The organism is Pseudomonas sp. FGI182, from assembly GCF_000511325.1.
In the GTDB taxonomy this organism is placed as follows: Bacteria; Pseudomonadota; Gammaproteobacteria; order Pseudomonadales; family Pseudomonadaceae; genus Aquipseudomonas; species Aquipseudomonas putida_Z.
In genome coordinates this window covers 3,237,372-3,260,604 of record NZ_CP007012.1, presented here as the reverse complement: position 1 = coordinate 3,260,604, position 23,233 = coordinate 3,237,372, and the positions used below count along the sequence as shown (strand labels likewise).

The 23,233-nt window shown below is 63.6% G+C and carries 25 protein-coding genes; 10 read left to right on the top strand and 15 right to left on the bottom strand.

Going from position 1 to position 23,233, the window contains the following annotated elements; translation table 11 throughout:
- Positions 1-8: 8 nt before the first annotated feature.
- From C163_RS14385 to mcpP, 7 genes are all read right to left on the bottom strand, one after another.
- Positions 9-689, bottom strand: coding sequence for a C39 family peptidase (locus C163_RS14385; RefSeq protein WP_025339417.1), 681 nt, complete (start codon positions 687-689; stop codon positions 9-11).
- A gap of 62 nt (positions 690-751) precedes the next feature.
- On the bottom strand, positions 752-2,299 hold the full coding sequence (locus C163_RS14380; RefSeq protein WP_025339416.1) for a hypothetical protein: 1,548 nt from the start codon (positions 2,297-2,299) through the stop codon (positions 752-754).
- A 48-nt stretch (positions 2,300-2,347) separates the two neighbouring features.
- Positions 2,348-2,926, bottom strand: a complete 579-nt coding sequence (locus C163_RS14375) for a hypothetical protein (RefSeq protein ID WP_025339415.1) — start codon at positions 2,924-2,926, stop codon at positions 2,348-2,350.
- Between the two features lies 1 nt (position 2,927).
- Positions 2,928-3,362: a hypothetical protein gene (locus C163_RS14370; protein WP_025339414.1), complete on the bottom strand. Its 435-nt coding sequence runs from the start codon at positions 3,360-3,362 to the stop codon at positions 2,928-2,930.
- A gap of 298 nt (positions 3,363-3,660) precedes the next feature.
- Positions 3,661-4,230, bottom strand: a complete 570-nt coding sequence (locus C163_RS14365) for an AAA family ATPase (RefSeq protein ID WP_025339413.1) — start codon at positions 4,228-4,230, stop codon at positions 3,661-3,663.
- Positions 4,227-4,793, bottom strand: a complete 567-nt coding sequence (gene pnuC, locus C163_RS14360; protein ID WP_025339412.1) for a nicotinamide riboside transporter PnuC — start codon at positions 4,791-4,793, stop codon at positions 4,227-4,229. The genes C163_RS14365 and pnuC overlap by 4 nt, the downstream gene beginning before the upstream one ends.
- A 195-nt stretch (positions 4,794-4,988) precedes the next feature.
- The gene (mcpP, locus tag C163_RS14355; protein WP_025339411.1) at positions 4,989-6,623 is read right to left on the bottom strand and encodes a methyl-accepting chemotaxis protein McpP; all 1,635 of its coding nucleotides are present in this window, start codon (positions 6,621-6,623) and stop codon (positions 4,989-4,991) included.
- Between the two features lie 299 nt (positions 6,624-6,922).
- Between mcpP and C163_RS14350 the strand changes: the two genes are divergently transcribed.
- On the top strand, positions 6,923-7,753 hold the full coding sequence (locus C163_RS14350; RefSeq protein ID WP_025339410.1) for an undecaprenyl-diphosphate phosphatase: 831 nt from the start codon (positions 6,923-6,925) through the stop codon (positions 7,751-7,753).
- The gene (locus C163_RS14345) at positions 7,746-8,159 is read left to right on the top strand and encodes a DUF1294 domain-containing protein (protein ID WP_025339409.1); all 414 of its coding nucleotides are present in this window, start codon (positions 7,746-7,748) and stop codon (positions 8,157-8,159) included. Before C163_RS14350 ends, C163_RS14345 begins: the two co-directional genes overlap by 8 nt.
- Positions 8,160-8,278: 119 nt before the next feature.
- Here the strand turns inward: C163_RS14345 and C163_RS14340 are convergent, their stop codons facing one another.
- Both C163_RS14340 and C163_RS14335 read right to left on the bottom strand, forming a co-directional pair.
- Positions 8,279-8,638 (bottom strand): MmcQ/YjbR family DNA-binding protein, encoded by a 360-nt coding sequence (locus C163_RS14340; protein WP_025339408.1) that lies wholly within the window; start codon positions 8,636-8,638, stop codon positions 8,279-8,281.
- Complete coding sequence (locus C163_RS14335; protein WP_025339407.1) at positions 8,631-9,533, bottom strand: LysR substrate-binding domain-containing protein; 903 nt, start codon at positions 9,531-9,533, stop codon at positions 8,631-8,633. Before C163_RS14335 ends, C163_RS14340 begins: the two co-directional genes overlap by 8 nt.
- A gap of 133 nt (positions 9,534-9,666) precedes the next feature.
- Here C163_RS14335 and C163_RS14330 point away from each other — a divergent pair, with 133 nt between their 5' ends.
- On the top strand, positions 9,667-10,278 hold the full coding sequence (locus C163_RS14330) for an FMN-dependent NADH-azoreductase (protein WP_025339406.1): 612 nt from the start codon (positions 9,667-9,669) through the stop codon (positions 10,276-10,278).
- Between the two features lie 154 nt (positions 10,279-10,432).
- Here the strand turns inward: C163_RS14330 and C163_RS14325 are convergent, their stop codons facing one another.
- The 3 genes from C163_RS14325 to C163_RS14315 all read right to left on the bottom strand — a co-directional run bounded on the left by C163_RS14325 (position 10,433) and on the right by C163_RS14315 (position 14,297).
- Positions 10,433-11,635, bottom strand: coding sequence for an NAD(P)/FAD-dependent oxidoreductase (locus C163_RS14325; protein WP_025339405.1), 1,203 nt, complete (start codon positions 11,633-11,635; stop codon positions 10,433-10,435).
- A gap of 69 nt (positions 11,636-11,704) precedes the next feature.
- Positions 11,705-12,304 carry a helix-turn-helix domain-containing protein gene (locus C163_RS14320; protein ID WP_025339404.1) on the bottom strand — a complete coding sequence of 200 codons (600 nt, stop codon included), beginning with the start codon at positions 12,302-12,304 and terminating at the stop codon, positions 11,705-11,707.
- Positions 12,305-12,344: 40 nt separating this feature from the next.
- Complete coding sequence (locus C163_RS14315) at positions 12,345-14,297, bottom strand: FAD-dependent oxidoreductase (protein ID WP_025339403.1); 1,953 nt, start codon at positions 14,295-14,297, stop codon at positions 12,345-12,347.
- A 176-nt stretch (positions 14,298-14,473) separates the two neighbouring features.
- Here C163_RS14315 and C163_RS14310 point away from each other — a divergent pair, with 176 nt between their 5' ends.
- Positions 14,474-15,517, top strand: coding sequence for an ABC transporter substrate-binding protein (locus C163_RS14310; protein WP_025339402.1), 1,044 nt, complete (start codon positions 14,474-14,476; stop codon positions 15,515-15,517).
- Positions 15,518-15,540: 23 nt separating this feature from the next.
- Positions 15,541-16,296 (top strand): class II aldolase/adducin family protein, encoded by a 756-nt coding sequence (locus tag C163_RS14305; protein ID WP_025339401.1) that lies wholly within the window; start codon positions 15,541-15,543, stop codon positions 16,294-16,296.
- Between the two features lie 88 nt (positions 16,297-16,384).
- On the opposite strand, the gene C163_RS14300 is transcribed toward C163_RS14305, so the two are convergent.
- Positions 16,385-17,782, bottom strand: coding sequence for a cytosine permease (locus C163_RS14300; RefSeq protein ID WP_025339400.1), 1,398 nt, complete (start codon positions 17,780-17,782; stop codon positions 16,385-16,387).
- A gap of 234 nt (positions 17,783-18,016) precedes the next feature.
- On the opposite strand from C163_RS14300, the gene C163_RS14295 reads away from it, so the two are divergent.
- The 4 genes from C163_RS14295 to C163_RS14280 all read left to right on the top strand — a co-directional run bounded on the left by C163_RS14295 (position 18,017) and on the right by C163_RS14280 (position 20,199).
- Positions 18,017-18,901, top strand: a complete 885-nt coding sequence (locus C163_RS14295) for an EamA family transporter (protein ID WP_025339399.1) — start codon at positions 18,017-18,019, stop codon at positions 18,899-18,901.
- Between the two features lie 198 nt (positions 18,902-19,099).
- Positions 19,100-19,420 (top strand): YbjQ family protein, encoded by a 321-nt coding sequence (locus tag C163_RS14290; protein WP_003258990.1) that lies wholly within the window; start codon positions 19,100-19,102, stop codon positions 19,418-19,420.
- A gap of 138 nt (positions 19,421-19,558) precedes the next feature.
- On the top strand, positions 19,559-19,747 hold the full coding sequence (locus C163_RS14285) for a hypothetical protein (RefSeq protein ID WP_003253897.1): 189 nt from the start codon (positions 19,559-19,561) through the stop codon (positions 19,745-19,747).
- A 140-nt stretch (positions 19,748-19,887) separates the two neighbouring features.
- Positions 19,888-20,199, top strand: a complete 312-nt coding sequence (locus C163_RS14280; protein WP_025339398.1) for a hypothetical protein — start codon at positions 19,888-19,890, stop codon at positions 20,197-20,199.
- 46 nt (positions 20,200-20,245) lie between these two features.
- On the opposite strand, the gene C163_RS14275 is transcribed toward C163_RS14280, so the two are convergent.
- A complete protein-coding gene (locus tag C163_RS14275; RefSeq protein ID WP_003253895.1) occupies positions 20,246-20,578 on the bottom strand; it encodes a hypothetical protein in 333 nt (110 codons plus the stop codon).
- A gap of 301 nt (positions 20,579-20,879) precedes the next feature.
- A complete protein-coding gene (gene ampC / locus C163_RS14270) occupies positions 20,880-22,022 on the bottom strand; it encodes a class C beta-lactamase (RefSeq protein ID WP_025339397.1) in 1,143 nt (380 codons plus the stop codon).
- 119 nt (positions 22,023-22,141) lie between these two features.
- Here ampC and C163_RS14265 point away from each other — a divergent pair, with 119 nt between their 5' ends.
- A complete protein-coding gene (locus C163_RS14265; protein WP_015270181.1) occupies positions 22,142-23,134 on the top strand; it encodes a bile acid:sodium symporter family protein in 993 nt (330 codons plus the stop codon).
- Positions 23,135-23,233 lie beyond the last annotated feature (99 nt).

The window sequence follows — 23,233 nt, the reverse complement described above, 5'->3', positions numbered from 1 at the left end:
AAGAGTCGTTAGAAGAAGTCGCTTTTGATGAACCCGAAGTCCAGCAGCTCTGCATCCTGCACCGGGGTGAAGTTGTTCACCCGGCCCTTGGCGGTCAGGGGCAGGGGCGGGTCGAGCAGGATGTTGTTCTTGTCGTAGCCCTGGCCGATCACGGCGAAGATAATGCCGTTCCAGCCCTTGAGAAAGTCGTCGACCTTGTAGCGCTTGTGGCCCAGTACCGGGTCACCGATGTACACCCAGCCCTTGTCTACCTTCTGCATGACCACGAAGTGCTTGTAGCCGCGCACGTCCATCAGCACCACGACCGGGATGCGCACGCTGTGCAGGGTCTCGGGCGCCACCCGGTAGCCGCGGGCACGCATCCCCAGGCTTTCCACGTAGCGTTTCATGTCGAGCATCGAGAAGCCTTGCGTGCGCACCAGGTCCTGGTCGGCGTGGGCCAGCATGCCTTCGATGATCTGTTGTTCGTCCACATCCAGCCAGTAGGCCTGGCGCAGGATGGTGGCCAGCGCGGCGGCGCCGCAGCTGAAGTCGGTCTTCTGTTGCACCAGGTCGGCGAACTTGCGCTCGCGTACGCTCTGGATGGGCTTGAACACCACGGCGCCGCCCGGGAGGACGGACAGCGGCATTTGTGCAGCTTCGCTCACGCTGGCCAGGCACAGCAAAAACGCCAGGGCAATGATGCGCATGATCGGATGCCTTCCGGTTCTGTTGAAGAAAGGCCCCCCGAAGGGGGCCTCAAGCACAGCGATCAGAACGAGGTGTTGGAGATGGCCAGCGAGTTGCTCTGCTGGTTGCCCACACCGGCTGCCACGTTCACGCCCAGGTTGCCGCTGCCACCGTTCACCGAACCGCTAAGGGTTGCAGTGTTGGTAACAGGGTTGGCCCAGCCGGTCGGGGTCAGCACTTGGAAGGACACGGTATTGCTCAAGTCGTAGGCACTGCTTTCGCTGTAGCTCTTCGACACGTCGTTCGACGATTGAGACGATTTCTCGCCAGACTTTTCAAACGCCGATTCCGATGCGTTGGCATAGGTCGACTCGTGAGCCTTCTCATACGAGGAGTCGCGAGACTTCTCGTAGGCCGATGCGCGAGTCTTGTCGTACGACGATTCGTGGTTACGGTCGAAGGAAGACTCGTTCGACTTGTCGAATGACGAGTCGAACGCTTTCTCGAACGACGCGTCGTACGAACTGTCACGTGTGCGGTCTACATCGACATTGAGCGATGCGTTGAGCGATGCATCGAAGCTGTCGGTGCGGGTGCGTTCGCGACGGCCGTCATCGGTGGTCACGGTGCGGCTGGCATCGGCTGCGGCTGCCAGGGTGGCATTCAGGCTGGAGCTGCTGGACGAACTGGCAGTGGCGCCAACCGAGCCACTGGCATTCCAGCTGTTGGAGCCGCTGGCACTGGAGCTATTGGAACCACTGGCACTGGAGCTGTTCGACCCGCTGGCACTGGAGGTCTTGGAGCCACTGGCATTCATGCTGCTCGAACCACTGGAGGTCCAGCCATTGGAACCACTGGAACTGGCACTTTGCGAGCCGGCCACGCTGAAGCTTGAGGACGAGCTGCGGTCGTCGGTCGAGTTGAACGTGCCCTCACGCGAGCTGGAACCGCTCTTGGTGGTGGTGATGGTCAGCGTATCCACCCGGTAGGTGCGGTCGGCGCCGTTGTTCACCGTCAGGCCTGGGCCGTTCTGGTCGGCAGAGGCGGTGGCAGTGGCATTGCCCAGCGGGGCACCGGTGTTGGCGATGGCCATGGTGTTCTTCTGCTGGTTCAGGTCGCCGCCAGCGATGTTGACGCCGACGTTACCCTCTGCACCATCGGCCGAGCCAGTCATGACCGCCGAGTTCTGGGTGGACCAGTTGTCGACACGGTTGTTGTTGCTGAACTGGCGAACGTCAGCGGTGGCTTCGGCGGAGCCGAACACGAAGCTGTTGTCCAGGCTGGATTCGGACGATGCGTTGGCAATGGCCGCAGCGTTGTCCTGTTGGTTGCCGTTACCGGCCGCCACGTTGACACCTACGTTGCCGCTGGCACCCGAAGCCGAGCTGCTCATCTCGGCTTCGTTGATGGTGCCTTGGTTGGTGATGGTGTTGCCGGTGCTGCGCTGGCTGTCCATGGCGTTGGCGGTGGCAAACACAGGGATCCTGGTGGGAGGAGGCGTGTGCTGCCCGTTGTTGTGGTGACCATTGTGGTGCCCGCCACGCCGGTCGTTCTGATCAGCTTGTACAGCAACAGCCATGACCGCAGCAATTGCGAAAACCAGAGGCTTGATTGCCATCGAGGGTTTCATGGTGATTCTCCGTACGATTAGGTTAAGTGTCGTTCTTGACTGGCAGGGTCAATCCGCGACCCGGATGCTCAGGGTGTTGGCCATGCGGTTTCCCACCCCGGCACTCTGGTTCAACTGAATCACTCCACGGCTACCGGTGAAGGCCTGGTCACTGGTGGTGACCTGGCGATGGCCAGTTGAAGTGTCAATCGGACCGGAGTTGTTGAGCAGCGCCACGTTCTGCTGCATGAGGACGCTGTCGTCGATGCTTTGCGGCTGGGCACCGATACTGATGCTCAGTGCGTTCGCTTGCTGGGTGTTGGCGCCGGCGCTCTGGTTGACCCCCAGTGCGCCGCTACCGTTGCTGAAGGCGTCGCCTTGTATGGTCGAGCGTGCGTTCATTGCGGGGTCTGCAGGGGTGTTCAGGCGCTGGCGGATCTGCGTGGTGGCGCTGGCCTCGGGCCCAACGGCGAAGGCGCGTGCGTTGGCCTGTTGCTGTTGGTCGCCAGCCGCCTGGTTGACCGACAGGTTGCCCAGGTAACGGCTGCCCGAGCTGTCGATGTCGGCGTTGTTGATCACGGGAACCGGGGATTGCGCGAAGGTCGATGTACTGCACAGCGTGACCAGGATCAGCAGCGTGTGCTTCATCTCACTTGCCTCCGGTCAGGATCTGCAGCGGCGCCAGGCCGCGCTGCACACTCGAATTGACCATGTTCGAGATGCCATTGCCCGAGCCCGTGCCTCGGCCACCGGCCAGGTTGGGCAGCTGGGACTGGTTGTTGAGGTTGCCGCCCAGGTTGTTGGTCTGCTGGGTAATCAAGGTGCTGATACCCGCACCGCTGCTGATGTTGGCGAAGTCGCCATCACTCAGTTCGTTGGTTTGCTTGAGGATGTGCGCGGAAGGGTTGGCATTGACGGTGGTGGGGTTGGGGTCAGGTCGCAACGGCGGGACAACGGCGTTGCGTGTCTGCACATCACGGGTTATCACGATGATGCCGTTGTCGGCCTGGGCCGTCAGGCTCAACGAGCCCAGCACACAGCCCATCAACAACAAGTGATAGAGGCGTTTGTCAGTTTTCCTCACGACGGCAACTCCTTCAATGAGCGCTGGCCCGGTTCAGCGATGCGAACCAGGCAGCAGAAGGTGTGCCGCTTTTGAGAAGCGTTTTCAGATCAAAAGCTTAAGGTGAGTACCATGACAAGCTGCGGCGTATTCTGTCTCAGGGTTGAAACAGGCAGCGGCGAGCGGTGCAGGCAAAGCCAGTGTTGGTCTTGATTGGAAGGGTTTTTGCAGGACTGTTTCAGCGCCTTGACACTACCTTCGACGCCCCGCAAAACCCCATGTTTTCAGGGGCTTCGCCCCACAGGGGTGTGTCGGTGGATTAACACTCGGTAGGGCAGGATGGCGCATCGCTACCAATGAGCTTAGCCACTGTTTGCAGTGCCAGCAACTGGCGTTGTGGCCAATTGCCCTCAATTATTTTGTACGCCTGGTCATGCCGTTGCAGCCAGTGCAGGCTGTCGTCGAAAAAGCGCTGGCGGTTGCGCAGTTCGGGCTGGCTGCGCTGGCCATCGGCAACCCAATCCACGCCTTGCGGGCTCAGCAGCAGGTGCAGGTGGTAATGCCGTGCCAGCAGCGCCTGCTCCAGCCAGGCCGGGCAGTCGCCGAACAGGGCGTGGCTCCAGAGCATGTTACTGAGCAGATGGGTGTCGAGAATCAGCAGCGGCGGTGCCTGCTCGCGTGCGTGGTCTTCCCAGGCCAGCTGGCCGCGGGCGATGGCAGGGATGTCGGCATAGCAGGTGTCGCGGCATTCCTGGTCGATGAAGTGGCGCACGTATTCGGCCACCACCACGCCGCCGAAATGCGCCTGGATCACCCCGCTGAGCCAGCTCTTGCCGCTGGATTCCGGGCCGCACAGCACCAGTACTTTCATGGATTGTGCCGCGCTCATGGTTGCACCAACGCCGGGTCACGGCGCCATTCCAGCCAGCCGCGCACGGCAATCAGGGTGAGCACGGCGAAGAAGCCTGCGGTGAAGTACAGCTGCTGGTGCAGGTACTGGCCCACGTAGATGATGTCTACCACCACCCACAGCGGCCAGCACTGCAGGCGCTTCTGCGCCATCCACAGTTGTGCCACCAGGCTGAAGCCGGTCAGGGTGGCATCCAGCCAGGGCAGGGCGGCGTCGGTCCAGGTGGCCATGGCTGCGCCCAGGGCGGCGCTCAGCAGCACCCCGCCGGCCAGGCCGGCGAGCAATGCCGGGCGCTGCAGGCGGGTGACCTGGCGGGCGTCTTCAGCATGGCCCGGGCGCTTCCATTGCCACCAGCCGTAGACCTGCAGGATGGCATAGGCCACTTGCAGCAGCATGCCCGAGTACAGCTTCACCTCGTAGAACAGCCAGCCATAGATCAGCACCATGACCAGGCCGATCGGCCAGCACCAGGCGTTCTGCTTGACCGTGAGCCAGACAGCGGTGACGCCGAGGACGGCGGCGATGAGTTCAAGGCCGGACATCGGCGATCCTTGGAGACTGCGGGGGAGGGGCGCGATTGTAGCGGGTCGGCCGGGGAAGGTGTAGGGCGGTGGGGTCTTTGGGGCTGCTTTGCAGCCCATCGCGACACAAGGCCGCTTCTACAGGGGGACGCGCTCGTCTGTAGGAGCGGCCTTGTGTCGCGAAAGGGGCGCAAAGCGCCCCCGGCATTCTCAACCTTATACCCGGAACTGCCGCAACAACTGCTCCAGCTCTTCGCTCAGTTGCCCCAGCGCCATCCCGGCATCGCTGGATTGCCGCGCCGCATCGGCGGTCTGCTGGGACAACCCGGCAGTATCCAGCACGTTGCGGTTGATCTCTTCGACCACGTGTGACTGTTGCAAGGTGGCGCTGGCAATGGAGGCATTCAACGCAGTGAGGTTGTTCAGCGACTGGTTGATGGCATCCAGGCTGGCACCGGCCTCGCGGGCCTGCTCGACGGTCTGGCGCGAGGCCTCGCTGCTGGTGTCGATGGCCTTGACCGCAGCGTCCGACTGGCTTTGCAGGTGCTCGATCATGGTATGGATCTCCGCCGTCGACTGCGCCGTGCGCTGGGCCAGCAGGCGCACCTCGTCGGCGACCACGGCAAAGCCACGGCCTTGCTCGCCGGCCCGCGCCGCCTCGATGGCTGCGTTCAGCGCCAGCAGGTTGGTCTGTTCGGCGATGGAGCGGATCACGTCCAGCACACCACCGATGCGCGTGCTGTGCCCGGCCAGGTCGCGGATCACCTGCACGGCCTGGTCGATGGTCAGCGACAGCCGGTCGATCTGCGCCAGGCTGCCGTGAATGGCCTCCTGGCCGTGTGCTACCTGCTGCTGCGCGGTGCGCATTTCGCCAGCGGCCTGTTCGGCGGTCTTGGCCACGTCCTGCACGGCGTAGGTCACTTCGTTGACCGCAGTGGCCACCTGGTCCATCTGCAGCGATTGCTGGGCGCTGTGCTGTTGCGCGGCACCGGCATTGTCGCCGACATGCCCGGCGGACCGGGCCAGGGCATGGGCCGCCCCTTGCAACTGGCCGACCACGCCTTGCAGCTTGCCGTTGAAGCGGTTGAAGTGTTCGCCCAGATGCGTGATTTCGTCACGGCCGTGAGTGTCCAGGCGCCGGGTCAGGTCGCTTTCGCCGCTGGCGATGTTGCCCATGGCCTGCACCGCTTCCTGCAACGGGCGGGCGATGCTGCGGGCAATCAGCATGACCACCAGCGCCATCAGCAGGGCAATGGCCACGCCCACCAGCGAGGCGTCGCGCAACTGGCGGGCGAATTCGGCCTGCACGTCGTCGACATACACGCCTGAGCCGATGATCCAGCCCCAGGGCTTGAACAGCTGGATGTAGGACGTCTTGGCCACCGGCTCGCTGGCACCGGGCTTGGGCCAGCGGTAGTTGACCGGCCCGGCGTCCTGCTGCCGGGCCAGGGCGACCATCTCGTTGAACACGGCAAAGCCGTCGGGGTCGCGGATGGCCGACAGGTCCTGGCCGTCGAGCTTGGGGTTGGCTGGATGCATGATCATCTTCGGCCCCAGGTCATTGATCCAGAAGTAGTCGTTCTGGTCGTAGCGCAGCGCGCGTACCACTTGCAGCGCCTGTTGCTGGGCCGCTTCGCGGCTGAGTGTGCCGGCTGCTTCCAGGCCTTGGTAATAGGCCAGCACACCGGCTGCGGTCTGTACCACGTGGCGGGTCTTTTCCGCTTTGGCCTGGTACAGGTCACCGTGGATCTGGCGCAGCATCAGCAGGCCCAATACCACCAGCATGGCCACCGCCACCAAAAGGATCAGCCACAGACGGCGGCTGATAGACATCGATCTCAGGGTTTTCATACCACAGCTCCCGCATTGTTCTTTTTATTCAGGCGCATCCAAGCATGCTTTGCGCCACGCCCCCACTCGACTAATGGCTAAGTGCTATCCATCCAATAGTCTGCAGCAGTTTGTACAAGGCGATTGCAAGGGCGCTCTGCCAGGATTTCGGCCGCGCAACATGAAACCTTTAGGCGGCGTGAACTTTTCTACTGGCATTGCGCCCAACAGTCGCTGTAAAACAGCCGGGCCGCGTGCGGCAACTTCAAGCAAATCAAGAACAAGGGGCCTGCAACGAGCAGCGCTCCATCGGGGGAACGATGGATTTTTGGACTGCCTTCCAGGCAATCATCTTAGGCGTGGTCGAAGGGCTGACGGAGTTTCTGCCGATCTCCAGTACCGGCCACCAGATCATCGTCGCCGACCTGATCGGGTTTGGTGGCGAACGGGCCATGGCTTTCAACATCATCATTCAGCTGGCGGCGATCCTGGCGGTGGTGTGGGAGTTTCGCGGCAAGATCTTCGACGTGGTCTTCGGCCTGACCAGCCAGCCCACGGCGCGGCGTTTCACCGGTAACCTGTTGCTGGCGTTCCTGCCGGCAGTGGTGCTGGGCGTGCTGTTCGCCGACCTGATTCACGAATACCTGTTCAACCCGATCACCGTGGCGGCTGCGCTGGTGGTGGGCGGGGTGATCATGCTCTGGGCCGAGCGCCGCGAGCACCGTGTGGAGGTAGACCACGTGGACGACATGCGCTGGAGCCACGCGCTGAAGATCGGCTTCATCCAGTGCCTGGCGATGATCCCGGGCACTTCGCGCTCCGGCTCGACCATTATCGGCGGCCTGCTGTTCGGCCTGTCGCGCAAGGCGGCGACCGAGTTCTCGTTCTTCCTGGCGATGCCGACCATGGTCGGTGCGGCGGTGTATTCGGGCTACAAGTACCGCGACCTGTTCCAGCCCGGCGACCTGCCGGTATTTGCCATCGGCTTCGTGACCTCGTTCATCTTTGCCATGATTGCCGTGCGTGGCTTGCTCAAGTTCATTGCCAACCACAGCTACGCGGTGTTCGCCTGGTACCGCATTGCCTTTGGCCTGCTGATCCTGGCGACCTGGCAGTTCGGCTGGGTTGACTGGGCGACGGCACATGGCTGAGGCAGCGCGGGGGCAAAGGGGGGAGGGCGTACGTAATGTGCGCTTGAAGCTGCTGCTGTTGGGCCTGCTGTGTCTGCTGCCGGGCCTGGGCGCGGCGCGCATGGCCTGGGTCGACCAGGCCTGGTGGCCGCTGGCGCTGTACCCGGCAATGAGCCTGATCAGCCTGTTGCTGTATTGGCAGGACAAACAGCAGGCGCGCACCCAGGCCTGGCGTACGCCCGAGAAGGTGTTGCATGCCAGTGAGCTGCTGGGCGGCTGGCCGGGGGCACTGCTGGCGCAGCAGCTGTATCGGCACAAGACGCGCAAGGTGTCGTATCAGCTGGTGTTCTGGGGGATTGTGCTGGTGCACCAGGTGTTCTGGGCGGACTGGCTGTTTCTTGGCGGGCGGTATCTGCCCTTCAGTTGATGTTTGACTGTGCCGCCTCTTCGCGGGCTTGCCCGCTCCCACAGGTATTCCACAGGTCTTGAGGGCAGTGAAAACCCTGTGGGAGCGGGCAAGCCCGCGAAGAGGCCGGCACAGGCTGGCTAGATTACCAACCCCACCTGTAACCGCTTTGGCAACCGCCGCACCACCAGTTGGTGCGAGCGCTGCAACAGATCACACAGCTCCTCACGCCCCATGGGGTAGGGCAATGCCATGCTGATCCACCGCGCCCGCGCCAGGTACGGCGCAGGCCGCACCCCCGGGCGATCGCAATAGCCGAGAAACAGTTCGTCGGCCACCTTGAACGACAACCCCGCACCCGCCAGGTCGAGCACCGCGAACATCTTGTTGCCGGCCACCGAGAACACCCGGATGCCGCCCCATTTGTAGTCTTCCCGCGCACCCGGCAGGCTCAGGCAGAACGCTGCCACCTGGGCTTCGCTCATGTTCCGCTCAGACATACTTTTCTCCACAGGCCTCGAACGACGCCGCCAGGTGGTCGATCCATACCCGTACCGCAGGCAGCAAGCCGCGCCGGTGCGGGTACACCGCCTGCAGGTAGCCACCCGGCAGCGACCAGTCCGGCAGCAGGCGCACCAGTTCGCCGCGCGCCAGTTCTTCTTCACAGAACATGCTGGGCAGCGCGGTAAACCCTAGGCCTGCCCGTACAGCAGCATTACGTACTACGAAATCATCGATGGCGAGGCGCGGTTCCAGGGCGATTTCCTGCTGTCTGCCCTGGGGGCCGAACAGGCGGAAGTGTACCAGCCGGTCCGCCTCGGCAGCGCCCAGCACCGGCAATGATGCCAGTTGGCCCGGTTCGCGGATGTGGTCGGCGAAACCGGGCGCTGCAACCAGCTGCATCTGCGCCTGGCGCAGGCGGCGGGTGACCAGGGCCGGGTCTTCATCGCCCAGGTCGCGTACGCGCAGGGCCACGTCGATACCTTCGGAAATCAGGTCGACCCGGCGGTTGAGCAGCACCATGTCCAGTTGCACCAGCGGGTACTGCGCGAGAAAGCGGCTGATCACATCCGGCAGAAAGGCGTGGGCCAATGCCACCGGGCAGGACACCCGCAAGCGCCCGCGCGGTTCGCTGCTCATGCTGGCCACGGCCTCGTCGGCGGCTTCGGCTTCCAGCAGCATGGCCTGGCAGTGGTGCAGGTAGCGCTCGCCCACCGCGGTGAGCTTCAGTTGCCGTGTAGTGCGTTGCAGCAGGCGCGTGCCCAGGCGTTCTTCAAGCTCGGCGATACGCCGCGACAGGCGCGACTTGGGGATGCCCAGCTGGCGGCCGGCTGCGGCGAAACCGCCGGCTTCGACCACGCGGGCGAAGTAGAAAAGGTCGTTGAGGTCTTGCATGGGAATGTCTCACTGTTCCACCTATAGGACAAACTAACGCATTTTTGCTGCCTTATCAGCTATTGTTGATGTCGGTAGGATTCTCCCCATCGTGATCGCCCAACGTCGCGGTCTTCATTCACAGGAGAGTCCCATGAAACTGTTGCATATCGATTCGAGCATCCTGGGCGACAATTCCGCCTCCCGCCAACTGAGCCGCGAAGTGGTCGAAGCCTGGAAAGCCACCGACCCGAGCGTGGAAGTGGTGTACCGCGACCTGGCCGCTGACGCCATCGCCCACTTCTCCGCGGCTACCCTGGTAGCGGCTGGCACCCCGGAAGACATGCGCGACGCAGCCCAGGCCTTCGAAGCCAAGCTGAGCGCGGAAACCCTGGAAGAGTTCCTGGCTGCCGATGCCGTGGTGATTGGTGCGCCGATGTACAACTTCACCGTGCCGACCCAGCTCAAGGCCTGGATCGACCGCGTTGCCGTCGCCGGCAAGACGTTCCGCTACACCGAAGCCGGCCCGGAAGGCCTGTGCGGCAACAAGAAGGTAGTGCTGGTGTCCACCGCCGGTGGCCTGCACGCTGGCCAGCCGACTGGCGCCGGGCATGAGGACTTCCTCAAGGTGTTCCTGGGCTTCATCGGTGTCACCGACCTGGAAATCGTCCGCGCCCATGGCCTGGCCTATGGCCCTGAGCACCGCAGCCAGGCGATCGATGCTGCCCAGGCGCAGATTGCCAACGAGCTGTTTGCTGCTGCCTGATCGAAGGTACGCGATCGAATGTAGGAGCGGCCTTGTGTCGCGATGGGCCGCGAAGCGGCCCCAGAATTCTCGGCGTCAACGCTGAAATCCTGGGGCCGCTTTGCGGCCCATCGCGACACAAGGCCGCTCCTACAATGACCGCGTCGGCCTGGTGTCACGCGACTGGAATAGCCGGGTCAGCCGCCGCCAGCGCCGCAGCACGTTCGGCCGCCGGCGGATAGATCCACACGGTATTGATCTGCGCCTTCAACACCTTGGCCTCGGCCTTGTCTTCCGGTGGCGACACCGTGCGTTCCCACCCTTCGGTATACACCGCCCCCCAGGCCCCAAGGTCCAGGCAGGTCACGTACTTGGGCTGGCTGTAGGTCTTCGGTGCCACGCCAATCAGCTCGGCCGCCGCATTGTTGCCCGCATGACGCCCCAGCGGAATCGCATGCTGGCAGGACATCACCGCGTAATTACCAGCATCGTCGCAGGCGGCGTAGGCCACATCACCTGCTGCGTACACGGCATCATTGCCTTTCACCTTGAGATTGCCATCGACATGCAAGCGGCCCTGGCGGTCGCGCTCGCCACTGATCTGCTCGGTGAGCGGGTTGGCCTTGAAACCCACGGTCCAGATCACCGTGCTGGCGTCGATGCGCTGGCCGTTGTCCAGCAGCACGCCGGCAGGGTCGACCGAGGCTACCGTGGCGCCACAGATCCACTCCACGCCCAGGGCCTTGGAGGCCTGCTCGATGGCGGGGCGGATGCCTTCCCCAAGGGCCGCGCCAATCCTCGCCCCACGGTCGACCACCACCACGCGCAACGCCGCGTCCTCGCCGAGGATTTCGCGCAGGCGGGCCGGCAGTTCGGTGGCGGTCTCGATGCCGGTAAAGCCACCGCCGGCCACCACCACGGTATTGCGCGCCGGTGTGTCGGGCAGGCTCGCCAGTGACTTCAAGTGGGTTTCCAGGCGCGCGGCGCTGTCGAGCTTGTCGACATCGAACACATGCTCGATGCCGACCATGTCGGGCCGGTTGAGCACGCTGCCGCAGGCCATGATCAGGCGGTCGTAGGGCAGGGCGCACTGGGTACCGCTGCGGGTGCGGTAGCTGACGCGGCGGGCCGCTTCATCGATGTGGAAGGCCGTGCCCTGCACGAAGCGGACGTTGACGGCATCGAACAGCTCTTGCAACGGCGCGGCCATGGCATGGACGTCGGGCTCGTAGAAGCGCGGACGCACATGCAGCTCGGCCTGGGGTGCAAGCACGGTGACCTCGACATCCTTGCGGCCATGGAGGTCAAGCTGGCGGACGGCGCTGAGCGCGCTCCACAGGCCGGCAAAGCCCGCGCCAATGATCAGGATCTGCTTCATGGTTGTGCTCCTCTGAAGTTCGGTTAACAAGGTAGACCCTGTTGCTGGATGTTGGGGAGCGAGCATGCTTCAGAATGTTGGCGGCGTGATCACCCAGATCACCACGGCATCCACCTCGCCGGGGTTGCCATAGCGGTGCGGTTCCTGGCTCGAGAAGCTGAAACTGTCTCCTTCACCCAGCTGGAAATGCCGTTCGCCCACCCACAGCTCGAAGCTGCCGCTGAGGATGTAGCCGGCCTCTTCACCGTCGTGGCTGTAGCTCTGCTGGCTGTAGCTGCCCGGAGGGAAGCGCGAATGCAGGATTTCCAGCTGGCGGTTGGGCTGGGGCGTGAGCAGTTGATCGACGATGCCATCTTCGTAATGCACGCTCAGGCGGCTGTTGCGCCGTACCACATAGCCCTGGTCCTCGGGCGCAGTGGTGGCTTCGCTGGCGAAGAACCACTGGATGGTCACCCCCAGGCTGCGGGCGATGTTGAACAGCGCCGGAATCGATGGATAGGAGAGGTTGCGCTCCAGCTGGCTGATGTAGCCAGCGGTCAGTTCACTGTGCGTTGCCAGCTCCGCCAGGGTCATGCCACGGCGTTTGCGCAGGCCGCGAATGCGGCTGCCGAGAAACTGCGGCGCGGCGCCCCCGGCTTCGCTGGCGGGGGGCTGGGGGAGTTGGCTCATGCACGTCGGTCCATCGTGAAAAGCCGCAGTATGTACAGCCTCAGAGCGCCCAGGCAACCGTCAGGCCATCGTGAATCGCTTCTTCGGCGGTACGCGGCGCCAGGCAGTCGCCAATGCGGCGCACCTCGACCAGGCCGGCCAGCTCCGTGGCCAGGCGGTCTTCCGGTTGATGGCCCAGGCACAGTACCAGGGTGTCGATGCCTTCGAAGATCATCGGTTCGCCGCTGGCGGTGTGCTGCAGGTACACCGTGTTGTCGTCGCTGCCATACAGGCGGGCATACGGTGTGACGGGAATACCCAGGCGATGCAGCTCGCCGGCCAGTTGGTCGCGCACGTACAGCGGCAGGCTTTCGCCGCAATGGGTGCCATTGACCGCCAGCTGCACCTGGTGGCCCTCGCGTACCAGGCGTTCGGCGATGCCGGGGCCGATCCAGTCGCAGCGCCAGTCGATCACCAGCACCGAGCGCCCCGGTTTTGCTTCATTGCGCAGTATTTGCCAGGCATCCACCACCTGTAGCTCACCGGTGCGCTCGAAGGCCGGCCAGTAGGGGGTGGCACCGGTGGCCGCGATCACCAGGTCGGGGCGTTCTCGTTCGACCAGTGCGCGGTCGACCCGGGTATTGCGCACCACTTCCACGCCCGCCAGGGTCATTTCCCGCTGCAGGTTGGTACTGGCGCCACCGAACTCGCTGCGCCGTGGCAGCAACTGGGCCAGCAGCACCTGGCCACCGAGCTGCGGGCCAGCCTCGTACAGCGTGACCTGATGACCGCGCGCAGCGGCCACGGCGGCGGCTTTCATGCCGGCAGGCCCGCCACCGGCCACGAGGATGCGCTTGGGGTGGGTGGTGGGGGTCAATTGCCCGTACTGCAACTCGCGGCCGGTCTCCGGTCGCTGGATGCAGGAAATGGGCAGGCCGCGGTGGAAGTGCCCGATGCAAGCCTGGTTGCAGGCGATACAGGCACGTACGTCCTCGACCTGGCCATGCTCGGTCTTGTTCGGCATCTGCGGGTCGCAGATCAGCGCGCGGGTCATGCCGCAGACATCGGCCTGGCCACGGGCCAGGATCAGTTCGGCTTCCTGGGGCTGGTTGATACGCCCGGTGACGAACAGCGGGATGCCCAGGTGCTGCTTGAAGGTGCCGGCCTCCCGGGCCAGGTAGGCCGGTTGAATGGCCATCGGCGGCACGATATGCACGGCGCCGCCCAGGGAGGCCGACGTGCCGGCAACGATGTGCAGGTAGTCGAGCTGGCCCTGCAAGGCAACCGCTGCAGCCAGCGATTCGTCCTCGCTCAGCCCCTGGCTGTCGCGCTCGTCGGCACTGATGCGCAGGCCGATGATGAACTGCTCGTCGGTGGCCGCGCGTACGGCAGCCAGCACTTCGCGCAGGAACCGCAGGCGCTGTTCGAGCTCACCGTTGTAGCCATCCGTGCGCTGGTTCACCCGCGGGTTGAGGAACTGCGCAGGCAGGTAGCCATGGCTGGCTACCACTTCAACGCCATCCAGCCCGGCCTGGTGCAGGCGGCGGGCAGCGCTGGCATAGCCCTGGACGATCTCGTCGATCATTGCCTGGTCCAGCGCGCGCGGCATCACCCGGAAGCGTTCATTGGGCACCGCGGACGCCGAGTAGGCCACCGCCAGCAAGCCATCCGCCGACTCCATGATCTCCCGCCCGGGGTGGAACAGTTGCGACAGCACCACGGTGCCATGCTCATGGCAGGCCTCGGCAAGCTGGCGATAGCCGTCGATGCAGGCATCGTCGGTGGCCATCAGCACATGCGAGGTGTAGCGGGCGCTGTCATGCACCCCGGCCACCTGCAGCACGATCAGGCCGACGCCACCGGCGGCGCGGGCGCGCTGGTAGGCGATGAGCTTGTCGTTGACCAGGTTGTCGGTAGGCAGGCAGGTGTCGTGGCCGGTGGACATGATGCGGTTTTTCAAGCGTTTGCCGCGGATCTGCAAGGCTTCGAACAGGTGAGGGAAGGCGGTCTGCATACAGGCGGCTCCGGTGCGGTGTTGTTCTTGTTTTTTTATGAAAGTGTAGCGTCAGTAAAAAATCAACTTGTTTTTTTACTGGTCGACGACTAGGTTTTTCTCACCCTCATGACGAGGGCGTGACCTCACAACAACAAGAAAACGGGCCCCTCGGGCACCGACAGGAGGCAACTACGATGCAGGTATTCCCACGTGTAAGCAGCCTTTGCGCAGCGTTGCTGGCCATGGGCCTGGGCAGTGCGCAAGCGGCACCGCAGATGGTCGTGGTCGGCTATGGTGGTGCCGGCCAGAAAGCCCAGGACGAGGCGATCTTCAAACCGTTCAGTGCCCAGGATGGCAGCAAGCTGATCCAGAGCGAGTACAACGGCGAAATGGCACGGATCCAGGTAATGGCCGACACCGGCAATGTCGACTGGGACGTGGTGCAGATCGAAGGGCCTGACCTGATGCGTGGGTGCGACGAGGGCATCTACGAGCAGCTGGACTGGCAGCGCATGGGCCATGCGGGTGAACTGATTGCCGACGCGGCACAAGCCTGCGGCTCGGCCGCGCTGGTATGGAGCGTGGCCATTGCCTATGACCGCAGCAAGCTGGCCCAGGCGCCTGCGTCGTGGGCCGACTTCTGGGACGTGAGCAAGTACCCGGGCAAGCGCGGCCTGCGCAAGCGTGCGGTGTACAACCTGGAGTTCGCCCTGATGGCCGACGGGGTCAAGGTCGAGGATGTGTATCAGGTGCTGGCCACGCCGGCCGGGGTCGAGCGTGCCTTTGCCAAACTCAGCGAACTCAAGCCGCATATCCAGTGGTGGGACGCCGGCGCCCAGCCTGCCCAGTGGCTGGCGGCGGGTGACGTGGTGATGACCTCGACCTACAGCGGGCGCATCGCCGTGGCGGCCCAGCAGGGCAGCCCGCTGGCAGTGGTCTGGCCTGGCAGCCTGTATGGCATGGATTACTGGGCGATCATCAAGGGCTCGCGGCATGTCGACCAGGCCAAGCGGCTGATTGCCTACACCAACCAGCCGGACACCCAGGTGCGTTATGTGCAGCAGATCCCCTATGGGCCGACCAACACCCAGGCGGCAGCGAAGCTCGACCCGTCCCTGGCCAGTTGGGTGCCTACTTCGCCGCAGAACCTGCAGGGGGCGTTGGCGATGAATGTGGAATTCTGGGTCGACCATGGCGAAGAGCTGGAACAGCGCTTCAATGCGTGGGCCAGCAAATAGCGTTCTGCAAAGGAATAACGATGATGACCGCAACGGAACAAAGCCTGCGCCAGGAGCTGGCCGCCTGCTATCGGCTGATCGCCCATTTCCGCATGAGCGACCTGATCTTCACCCATATTTCCCTGCGCCTGCCGGGGCCGGAGCACCACTTCCTGATCAACCCGTACGGCTTGCTGTTCGATGAGATCACGGCCTCCAGCCTGGTGAAGATCGACCTGCAAGGCCGGCCAGTGGAAGCGACGCCGCACCCGGTCAACCCGGCCGGTTTCGTCATCCACAGCGCCATCCATGCTGCCCGCGAGGATGCCCGTTGTGTGCTGCACACCCACACCCGGGCAGGTTGTGCGGTGGCGGCGCTGGAATGTGGGCTGCTGCCGCTCAACCAGATGTCCATGGAGTTTTATGGCAAGGTGGCGTACCACGGCTATGAAGGGATTGCGCTGGACATGGATGAGCAGCGAAGGCTGGTAGCCGACCTGGGCGACAAGCCCGTGATGATCCTGCGTAACCATGGCCTGCTGACCACCGGGCGCAGCGTGGCTGAAGCATTCCTGCGCATGTACTACCTGGAGAAGGCGTGCGAGATCCAGTTGGCGGCACAGAGCGCCGGGCAGGTGATTTTACCGCCCGCCGAAGTGTGTAGGCATACCGAGCGGCAGTTCAATGATCCGGGGCGGGGCTTGAAGCAGGGCGAGCTGGCGGATCCGGATGCGCTGCAGCTGGCGTGGGCGGCGTTGTTGCGGATGCTGGAGCGAGTCGCGCCGGACTATCGTCGTTGACATTGGCGCGCTCGCGGTGAAAGCCGTCTTGCCCTCGCATCGCGTTTGCGGCGCGAGGGCAAGACGTTTCTACGCTGTCGGCGAGAGCTTACCGGACCTCAGGCGCGATCATCGCTGCCGGTGCTTCGTGCGCCCGCCCCCGTGCCACCCAGTAGTACAGCACGCTCGGCACTACCAGGCCGATCAGCCACGAAATATCCACACCGCCCAGGTGCGCGACCAGCGGCCCTGTGTACAGTTTGGTGTCGATGAACGGCATCTGTATCAGCACGCCCACGGTGTAGACGATGATTCCAGGCCAGTTCCAGCGGCCGTATCGGCCTTGCGGGTCGGCGAGGGCGGGGATGTCGTAACGCTCCTTGGTGATGAAGTAGTAGTCGACCAGGTTGACCGCGCTCCATGGCACGAAGAACGTCAGCAGGAACAGGATGAAGGACTTGAACGCACTGAGAAACGAATGCTGGCCAAGCAAGGCCACCAGGGTGGCGGCGCCGACGATGCCCAGTACGAACAGCAGGCGTTGCACACGGCTGATCGCCAGGTGGCCGCGGAAGCCGCTGATGATGGTTGCGATGCACATGAAGCTGCCATAAGAGTTCAGCGTCGAGATGGTCACCTTGCCAAAGGCGATGCAGAAATACAGCAGCGCTGCGGTGCTACCGGCGCCACCCAGGCCGACGATGTAGGCCACTTCGTGACCGGAGAACTGGGCACCGGCGATGGCGGCGGCGAACACCCCGAGGATCATTGATGCCTGGGCACCGATCACCGAGCCCAGGCCTGCGGCGAGGAAGGTCCTCACTGGCGATGTACTGCTTGGCAGATAGCGCGAGTAGTCGGCCACATAGGGGCCGAAGGCGATCTGCCAGGACGCAGCCAGTGATACGGCGAGCAGGAACGATGCCCAACTGAAGTGGCGGTTGTCGAGTAACTGCCCGATGTCGGCCAGCATCATGATGCGACTGAACAGGTAGACGAAGGCAATGATGCCCAGCACGCTGGCGATTCGGCCGATCCAGTGGATCACCCGGTATCCGGCCAGGGTGGCGAGCACGATTATGCTGGCGAAAATCAGGATGCCAGTGCTGTCGCTGACGTCGAGCAATTGGCCGATCGCCTGTCCGGAGAGCACCGTGCCGGTGGCGGTGAAGCCCAGGTACATCAGGCATACCAGCACCATCGGTATGGCCGCGCCGTAGACCCCGAACTGCACGCGGCTGGAAATCATCTGCGGCAGCCCCAGACGAGGACCCTGAGCGGCATGAAGGGCCATGACCGCGCCGCCGATCAATTGACCGAGCAGCAGGCCGATCAGCGACCAGAACACGTCGCCACCGAGCACCACGGCCAGGGCGCCGGTCACGATTGCCGTGATCTGCAGGTTGGCTCCGAGCCACAGGGTGAACTGACTGTACACGCGTCCATGGCGTTCAGTCTCGGGTATGTAGTCGATCGAGCGCCGCTCGAGTACGGGTTTGCTGGACATTCAGTGGCTCCGCTTCATTGTTTTTGTGTAAGCGAGTCAGTCATCGGCGGGACGCAAGGCGGATGACCTCGCATGATATGAGCATGTATATACAAGTGCGGTCAAGCCATCTCTTGCGAGTGAAACAGTCGTGCTGTTGCGCAATGATGGGTTGCAACTGTGCTGGTCCCTGTCGAAGGAATAGCCTTATGCTGTAACGAAATATGTCTAGAAAGCTTGAAGAAGGATGTCGCAATGCCGCTCAAGGACCTGCTCATCGCCCTGGTGGTGATTGTTGCCTGGGGAGTCAACTTCGTGGTCATCAAGGTTGGCCTCGATGGGTTGCCGCCGATGCTGCTGGGGGCATTGCGCTTCTTGCTGGTGGCGTTCCCGGCAATCCTGCTGGTCAAGCGGCCCAAGCTGCCCTGGCGCTGGCTGATCGCCTATGGTGCGACCATTTCGCTGGGCCAGTTCGCTTTTCTGTTCCAGGCCATGTACAGCGGCATGCCGCCAGGGCTGGCCTCGCTGATCCTGCAGTCGCAGGCGTTCTTCACCCTCGGCTTTGCCGCGCTGTTCCTTGGCGAGCGGTTGCGCCTGGCCAGCGTGCTGGGGCTACTGGTGGCCGCCAGCGGCCTGGCGCTTATAGGCAGCGAAGACGGCGGCCATGTACCGATGCTGGCGCTGGTGCTGACCCTGTGTGCCGGCGCCATGTGGGGCATGGGCAACATCATTACCCGGCGCTTTGGCTCGGTTGACCTGGTGGCGCTGGTGATCTGGGGCGGGTTGATTCCGCCACTGCCGTTCCTGGCATTGTCTTGGTGGCTGGAGGGGCCGGAGCGTATTGGCCATGCCCTTGCCAATATCAGCTGGAGTTCGGTATTGGCCCTGGCTTACCTGGCGTTTGTCGCCACCATGCTCGGCTACAGCCTGTGGAGCAAGCTGCTGTCGCGCCACCCGGCTGGCAAGGTGGCGCCGTTCTCGCTGCTGGTGCCAGTGATTGGCCTGAGTTCGTCGGCGTTGTTGCTGGGCGAGCGTTTGACCGCGACCCAGGGCTGGGGCGCATTGCTGGTGATGGCAGGTTTGCTGGTGAACGTGTTCGGCGCCCGCATTGGCCAACGGCTGCGCGCGGTCAGCGCGTAATCCGCCTTGTAGGAGCGGCCTTGTGTCGCGATAGGGCCGCAACGCGGCCCCAATAATTTTTGCTTCAAGGCTGAAACCTGGGGCCGCTTCGCGACCCTATCGCGACACAAGGCCGCTCCTACAGAGGTGCGCGCCTGCCGGGGGGATTTGCGCTCTGTTAGAATCGGCCTCTTTTGCCAGGCCAATGGAGTGCACCCCATGATCATTTCCACCACCAGCCAGCTCGAAGGCCGCCCTATTGCCGAATACCTGGGCGTGGTCAGCTCCGAATCGGTGCAGGGCATCAACTTCGTGCGCGATTTCTTTGCACGTTTTCGCGACTTCTTCGGTGGCCGTTCGCAAACCCTGGAAAGCGCACTGCGCGAAGCCCGGGAACAGGCCACCGAAGAACTGAAGGCGCGGGCACGCCAGTTGCAAGCCGATGCGGTAGTGGGGGTGGATTTCGAGATCAGCATGCCGTCGGTACAGGGCGGCATGGTCGTGGTATTTGCTACCGGCACAGCGGTGCGCCTGAAGTAGAGCGTCTGCCGCTGGTCGGGTCCAGGGCTTAGGTCCGGGCGGTCCGCAAATGACCAGCTAGTCTCACCTTCACAGGTCGCGTTTGGTGGAGCAACTGTTCTGGTTGCCGACGCGTCCGCCACTGGAGGGAGACAGGGCATGAGCGAATCCTTTTTCGAAGACCTGAACGACGCGTTCCCCATCAACAGCCAGGTGCGTTGCGGCCAGGCGGCGTTCCGCCTGGGCTTCGCCCACATGACGCTGGATGATTCCGAACAGCTCCAGCCTGCACACCTGCAGCGCAGCAAAAAAGGCCGCTTCATGCCGCGGGTTCCGCTGAAGAAGTGATCCCGCTCCAGCACAACCCCGCCGAATGGCGGGGTTTTTATTGCCATTTCTTGATCCGCCTCATGGCATTGCCGGGTAGCGCTCGCAGGATGGCCGAGGCTGTGGTTTTCTTGCGCGGCATTCCAGCAACGGAGGATTGAATGCTCATGCGAGTCAGGGAAGAGACCTATTGGCAATGGGCCGACGCCCAGCTGCACAGCCGCTGCCACGACGAAGCACTCAGTGACGGCACCACGCTGGACGTGCAGGTGCGCTTGTCGCGCCTGGGGGCGACCCAGCTGTTCCTGGGGCTGTATGCCGGGGATGGGCGAGCATTGCTGGAGGAGTATTACCCCGCACGGCCAGGCGAGACCATGACCCGCGCCCTGGTGTGGGGTGTCGACCGTGCCCGGGCGATGGCAACCGGCGCCTTGCCGCTGCCAGCGCCCCGCAGCCAGCGGCGCCAGGCATGAAAAAGCCCGGCCTATGCGGGCCGGGCTCAGGTAAGGGTGGGAACCCTCAGTTGAGCGGTTCGATCACCTTGACTGCCTGCTGCTCACGGGCAGCGGGCCATTCTTGTTGCAGGGTCTGCAGGACGCGGCCAACGAACTCGGTGTCGGCGGCGGCCTTCTTGCCGACGTAGCCTTGGCCACGGCGGTAGACCTTGAAGCGGGCACGCATGCTGGGCAGGTGCTCTTCGAATTCATCTTCGACGGTGTTCGGTGGCAGGCGGTCGAGGCGCACTTCACCGGTCTGGCTGACCCACAGCAGATGGTCATCAAGGCTGTCCTTGCGTACGGCGAACAGCTGGGCCAATTGGTCGATAGTCGGATTGTTGTTCAAGTTCATCATAAAGCCCCCATTACCCATTCGTAGGTGATTTTTCACAGTTGGCGCTACCACGGTGTAGCGCACTACCAAGGCTGCTACAGCAGCATCGCAACAGGGGCTTTCTCACGCTGCCTTTTGGACAGTTTCCCTCTCCACGGACGGCCTGCGTTACCGCGCAGGCCGTCTGGAACACCCTTGCCACCGCTCCCGATCAGGGAGACGGCTTCATCATGCCCAAGGGCGATGAACGGCGTCAACCATTTTGTAGTGAATATTTTTGATCACTACATTGTGTCGTTTTGTTCGACAATCGCTGCCCGCACTACAGCCCGGACAGAATGTCGAAGGCCGCGCGCACCCGGGCTTCGTTCGGGTAATTTCGGTTGGCCAGCAACACCACGGCCAGCTGTTCGGCGGGCACGAACGCGGCGTAGGCGCCGAAACCATTGGTCGAGCCGGTCTTGTTGTACCAGGCTGCCGGCAGCGGCGGCAGGGCTGGTTGCAAGCGCGTGGTTGCCTGCGGTTCACGGATAAGCTGCGGGCCGTTGCCATCGACCAGTGTGCCCAGCGTGACCGGGTAGGGGTAACGCTCCCAGCCAAGGCCCTGGGTCATGGCGCCGACCTGGAAGTAGCCCCGCTGGGTGATGGCCGTGGCTTGCGCCAGCGCCGGCGGCAGCCCCTCCGGCTGCATGTGCAGGCGCACATAGCGCAGCAGGTCGCTGGCGCTGGTCTTGATGCCGTAGGCTTCGTCGGCGTAAGGGCCGGGGCCGACACGCACCGGTTTGTCGGCACTGTCGTAGCCCTGGGCATACAACCCCTGGGCGCTGGCCGGGACCTGCAGATAGGTGTTTCCCAGGCCCATCTGTTTCAGCAGGCCCTCGCTCATCAGCGTGGAAAACGGCTGATGCTGCGCGCGGGCGGCCAGGTCACCGAACAGGCCCAGGCTGGGGTTCGAGTAGCAGCGCTGGGTGCCAGGATTGGCGCGGGGTTGCCAGTGACGGAAGAAATCGACCACCTGCTGCGGCGTCTGCACCGCATCCGGGAACTGCAATGGCAGGCAGTCGGCACTGTAGGCGCCCAGTTCCAGCACGCTTGCGTCGCCGATGGGGGCGCCGGCGAGGGCCGGGTGATAGCGCTTGGCCGGGGCATCGAGGTCCAGTTTGCCTTCGGCACTGGCCAGTGCGGCCAAAGTGGCGGTGTAGGTCTTGCTCAGCGAGCCGATCTCGAACAGCGTGTCGCGGCTGACCGGCACATTGTCGGCCTTGCTGGCCACGCCATAGCTGAAGTAGTGCGCGTGGTTGCGAGCATAGATGGCCACGGCCATGCCGGTGATGCCTTGCTCCTGCATCAACGGGCGGATGATCTGGTCGACCTTGGCCTGCAACTGGTCGTCGGCCTGGGCGGCACTGTGGCCCAGGGTAAGAGTGATGGCGGCTGCAAGTGCAGCCAGGCGGGAGAGGGGCATGAGCGGGTCCTGTGCTGGAGCGTGTCCGTTGAGCGACACCGGTGGGGGTTCCGGCGTTAGCGGCGAAAAACCGAAGACCTTATCGTCTGCTCTTGCACAATGACAAGACGGAAACTGTGATGAAGTATTTGCGCATGTTATTCGACAATTTCACCCTGGCCTTGCTCGGGGTGGTGCTGATTGCCACCGTGCTGCCCTGCTCGGGCGACGGCGCGGTGTATTTTGGTTGGCTGACCAACCTGGCCATCGGCCTGCTGTTCTTCCTGCACGGCGCCAAGCTGTCGCGCGAGGCGATCATCGCCGGTGCCGGGCACTGGCGCCTGCACTTGCTGGTGTTCTCCTGCACCTTCGTGCTGTTCCCGTTGCTGGGCCTGGCGTTCAAGCCACTGTTCGTGCCGCTGGTGGGCAACGAGCTGTACCTGGGCGTGCTCTACCTGTGTGCCTTGCCGGCCACCGTGCAGTCGGCCATCGCCTTCACCTCGCTGGCGCGTGGCAACGTGCCAGCGGCCATTTGCAGCGCGGCGGCCTCCAGCCTTCTGGGTATCTTCCTCACGCCGTTGCTGGTGATGATGTTGCTGGGGGCCAGCGGCGATACCGGTTCCGGCCTGGATGCGGTGCTGAAGATCACCCTGCAGCTGCTGGTGCCGTTCGTGGCCGGGCAGGTCGCCCGGCGCTGGATCGGTGCGTGGGTCAAGCGCAATGCGCGCTGGCTCAAGGTGGTGGACCAGGGCTCGATCCTGCTGGTGGTCTACACCGCGTTCAGCGAGGCGGTGGTCACCGGGCTGTGGCACACGGTATCGCCGCAGCACCTGGCCGGGTTGTTTGCCGTGTGCGGGATTTTGCTGGCAGTGGTGCTGTACGGTACCCGGCTGCTCGGCAAGCTGCTGGGCTTTGACCTGGAGGACCGCATTACCATCCTGTTCGCCGGTTCGAAGAAGAGCCTGGCTACCGGGGTGCCAATGGCGCAGGTGTTGTTCGTCGGCAGTGGCATTGGCGCGATGATCCTGCCGCTGATGCTGTTCCACCAGATCCAGCTGATGGTCTGTGCGGTGCTGGCGCAGCGTTATGCCAGCCGTGAGCAGGTGGCTGAGGAAGCTTCTGCGGCGTCCTGACACCTGGTTTGGCCATTGATGCGGTCGCCGTGTAGGAGCGGCCTTGTGTCGCGAAAGGGCCGCAAAGCGGCCCCGGCAATATCTGCTTCAAGCTGAAAT

Coding starts and splice junctions, on each gene's coding strand:
- C163_RS14385 (WP_025339417.1), bottom strand. CDS start 689: ATGCGCATCATTGCCCTGGCGTTTTTGCTGTGCCTGGCCAGCGTGAGC.
- C163_RS14380 (WP_025339416.1), bottom strand. CDS start 2,299: ATGAAACCCTCGATGGCAATCAAGCCTCTGGTTTTCGCAATTGCTGCG.
- C163_RS14375 (WP_025339415.1), bottom strand. CDS start 2,926: ATGAAGCACACGCTGCTGATCCTGGTCACGCTGTGCAGTACATCGACC.
- C163_RS14365 (WP_025339413.1), bottom strand. CDS start 4,230: ATGAGCGCGGCACAATCCATGAAAGTACTGGTGCTGTGCGGCCCGGAA.
- pnuC (WP_025339412.1), bottom strand. CDS start 4,793: ATGTCCGGCCTTGAACTCATCGCCGCCGTCCTCGGCGTCACCGCTGTC.
- mcpP (WP_025339411.1), bottom strand. CDS start 6,623: ATGAAAACCCTGAGATCGATGTCTATCAGCCGCCGTCTGTGGCTGATC.
- C163_RS14350 (WP_025339410.1), top strand. CDS start 6,923: ATGGATTTTTGGACTGCCTTCCAGGCAATCATCTTAGGCGTGGTCGAA.
- C163_RS14345 (WP_025339409.1), top strand. CDS start 7,746: ATGGCTGAGGCAGCGCGGGGGCAAAGGGGGGAGGGCGTACGTAATGTG.
- C163_RS14340 (WP_025339408.1), bottom strand. CDS start 8,638: ATGTCTGAGCGGAACATGAGCGAAGCCCAGGTGGCAGCGTTCTGCCTG.
- C163_RS14335 (WP_025339407.1), bottom strand. CDS start 9,533: ATGCAAGACCTCAACGACCTTTTCTACTTCGCCCGCGTGGTCGAAGCC.
- C163_RS14330 (WP_025339406.1), top strand. CDS start 9,667: ATGAAACTGTTGCATATCGATTCGAGCATCCTGGGCGACAATTCCGCC.
- C163_RS14325 (WP_025339405.1), bottom strand. CDS start 11,635: ATGAAGCAGATCCTGATCATTGGCGCGGGCTTTGCCGGCCTGTGGAGC.
- C163_RS14320 (WP_025339404.1), bottom strand. CDS start 12,304: ATGAGCCAACTCCCCCAGCCCCCCGCCAGCGAAGCCGGGGGCGCCGCG.
- C163_RS14315 (WP_025339403.1), bottom strand. CDS start 14,297: ATGCAGACCGCCTTCCCTCACCTGTTCGAAGCCTTGCAGATCCGCGGC.
- C163_RS14310 (WP_025339402.1), top strand. CDS start 14,474: ATGCAGGTATTCCCACGTGTAAGCAGCCTTTGCGCAGCGTTGCTGGCC.
- C163_RS14305 (WP_025339401.1), top strand. CDS start 15,541: ATGACCGCAACGGAACAAAGCCTGCGCCAGGAGCTGGCCGCCTGCTAT.
- C163_RS14300 (WP_025339400.1), bottom strand. CDS start 17,782: ATGTCCAGCAAACCCGTACTCGAGCGGCGCTCGATCGACTACATACCC.
- C163_RS14295 (WP_025339399.1), top strand. CDS start 18,017: ATGCCGCTCAAGGACCTGCTCATCGCCCTGGTGGTGATTGTTGCCTGG.
- C163_RS14290 (WP_003258990.1), top strand. CDS start 19,100: ATGATCATTTCCACCACCAGCCAGCTCGAAGGCCGCCCTATTGCCGAA.
- C163_RS14285 (WP_003253897.1), top strand. CDS start 19,559: ATGAGCGAATCCTTTTTCGAAGACCTGAACGACGCGTTCCCCATCAAC.
- C163_RS14280 (WP_025339398.1), top strand. CDS start 19,888: ATGCTCATGCGAGTCAGGGAAGAGACCTATTGGCAATGGGCCGACGCC.
- C163_RS14275 (WP_003253895.1), bottom strand. CDS start 20,578: ATGATGAACTTGAACAACAATCCGACTATCGACCAATTGGCCCAGCTG.
- ampC (WP_025339397.1), bottom strand. CDS start 22,022: ATGCCCCTCTCCCGCCTGGCTGCACTTGCAGCCGCCATCACTCTTACC.
- C163_RS14265 (WP_015270181.1), top strand. CDS start 22,142: ATGAAGTATTTGCGCATGTTATTCGACAATTTCACCCTGGCCTTGCTC.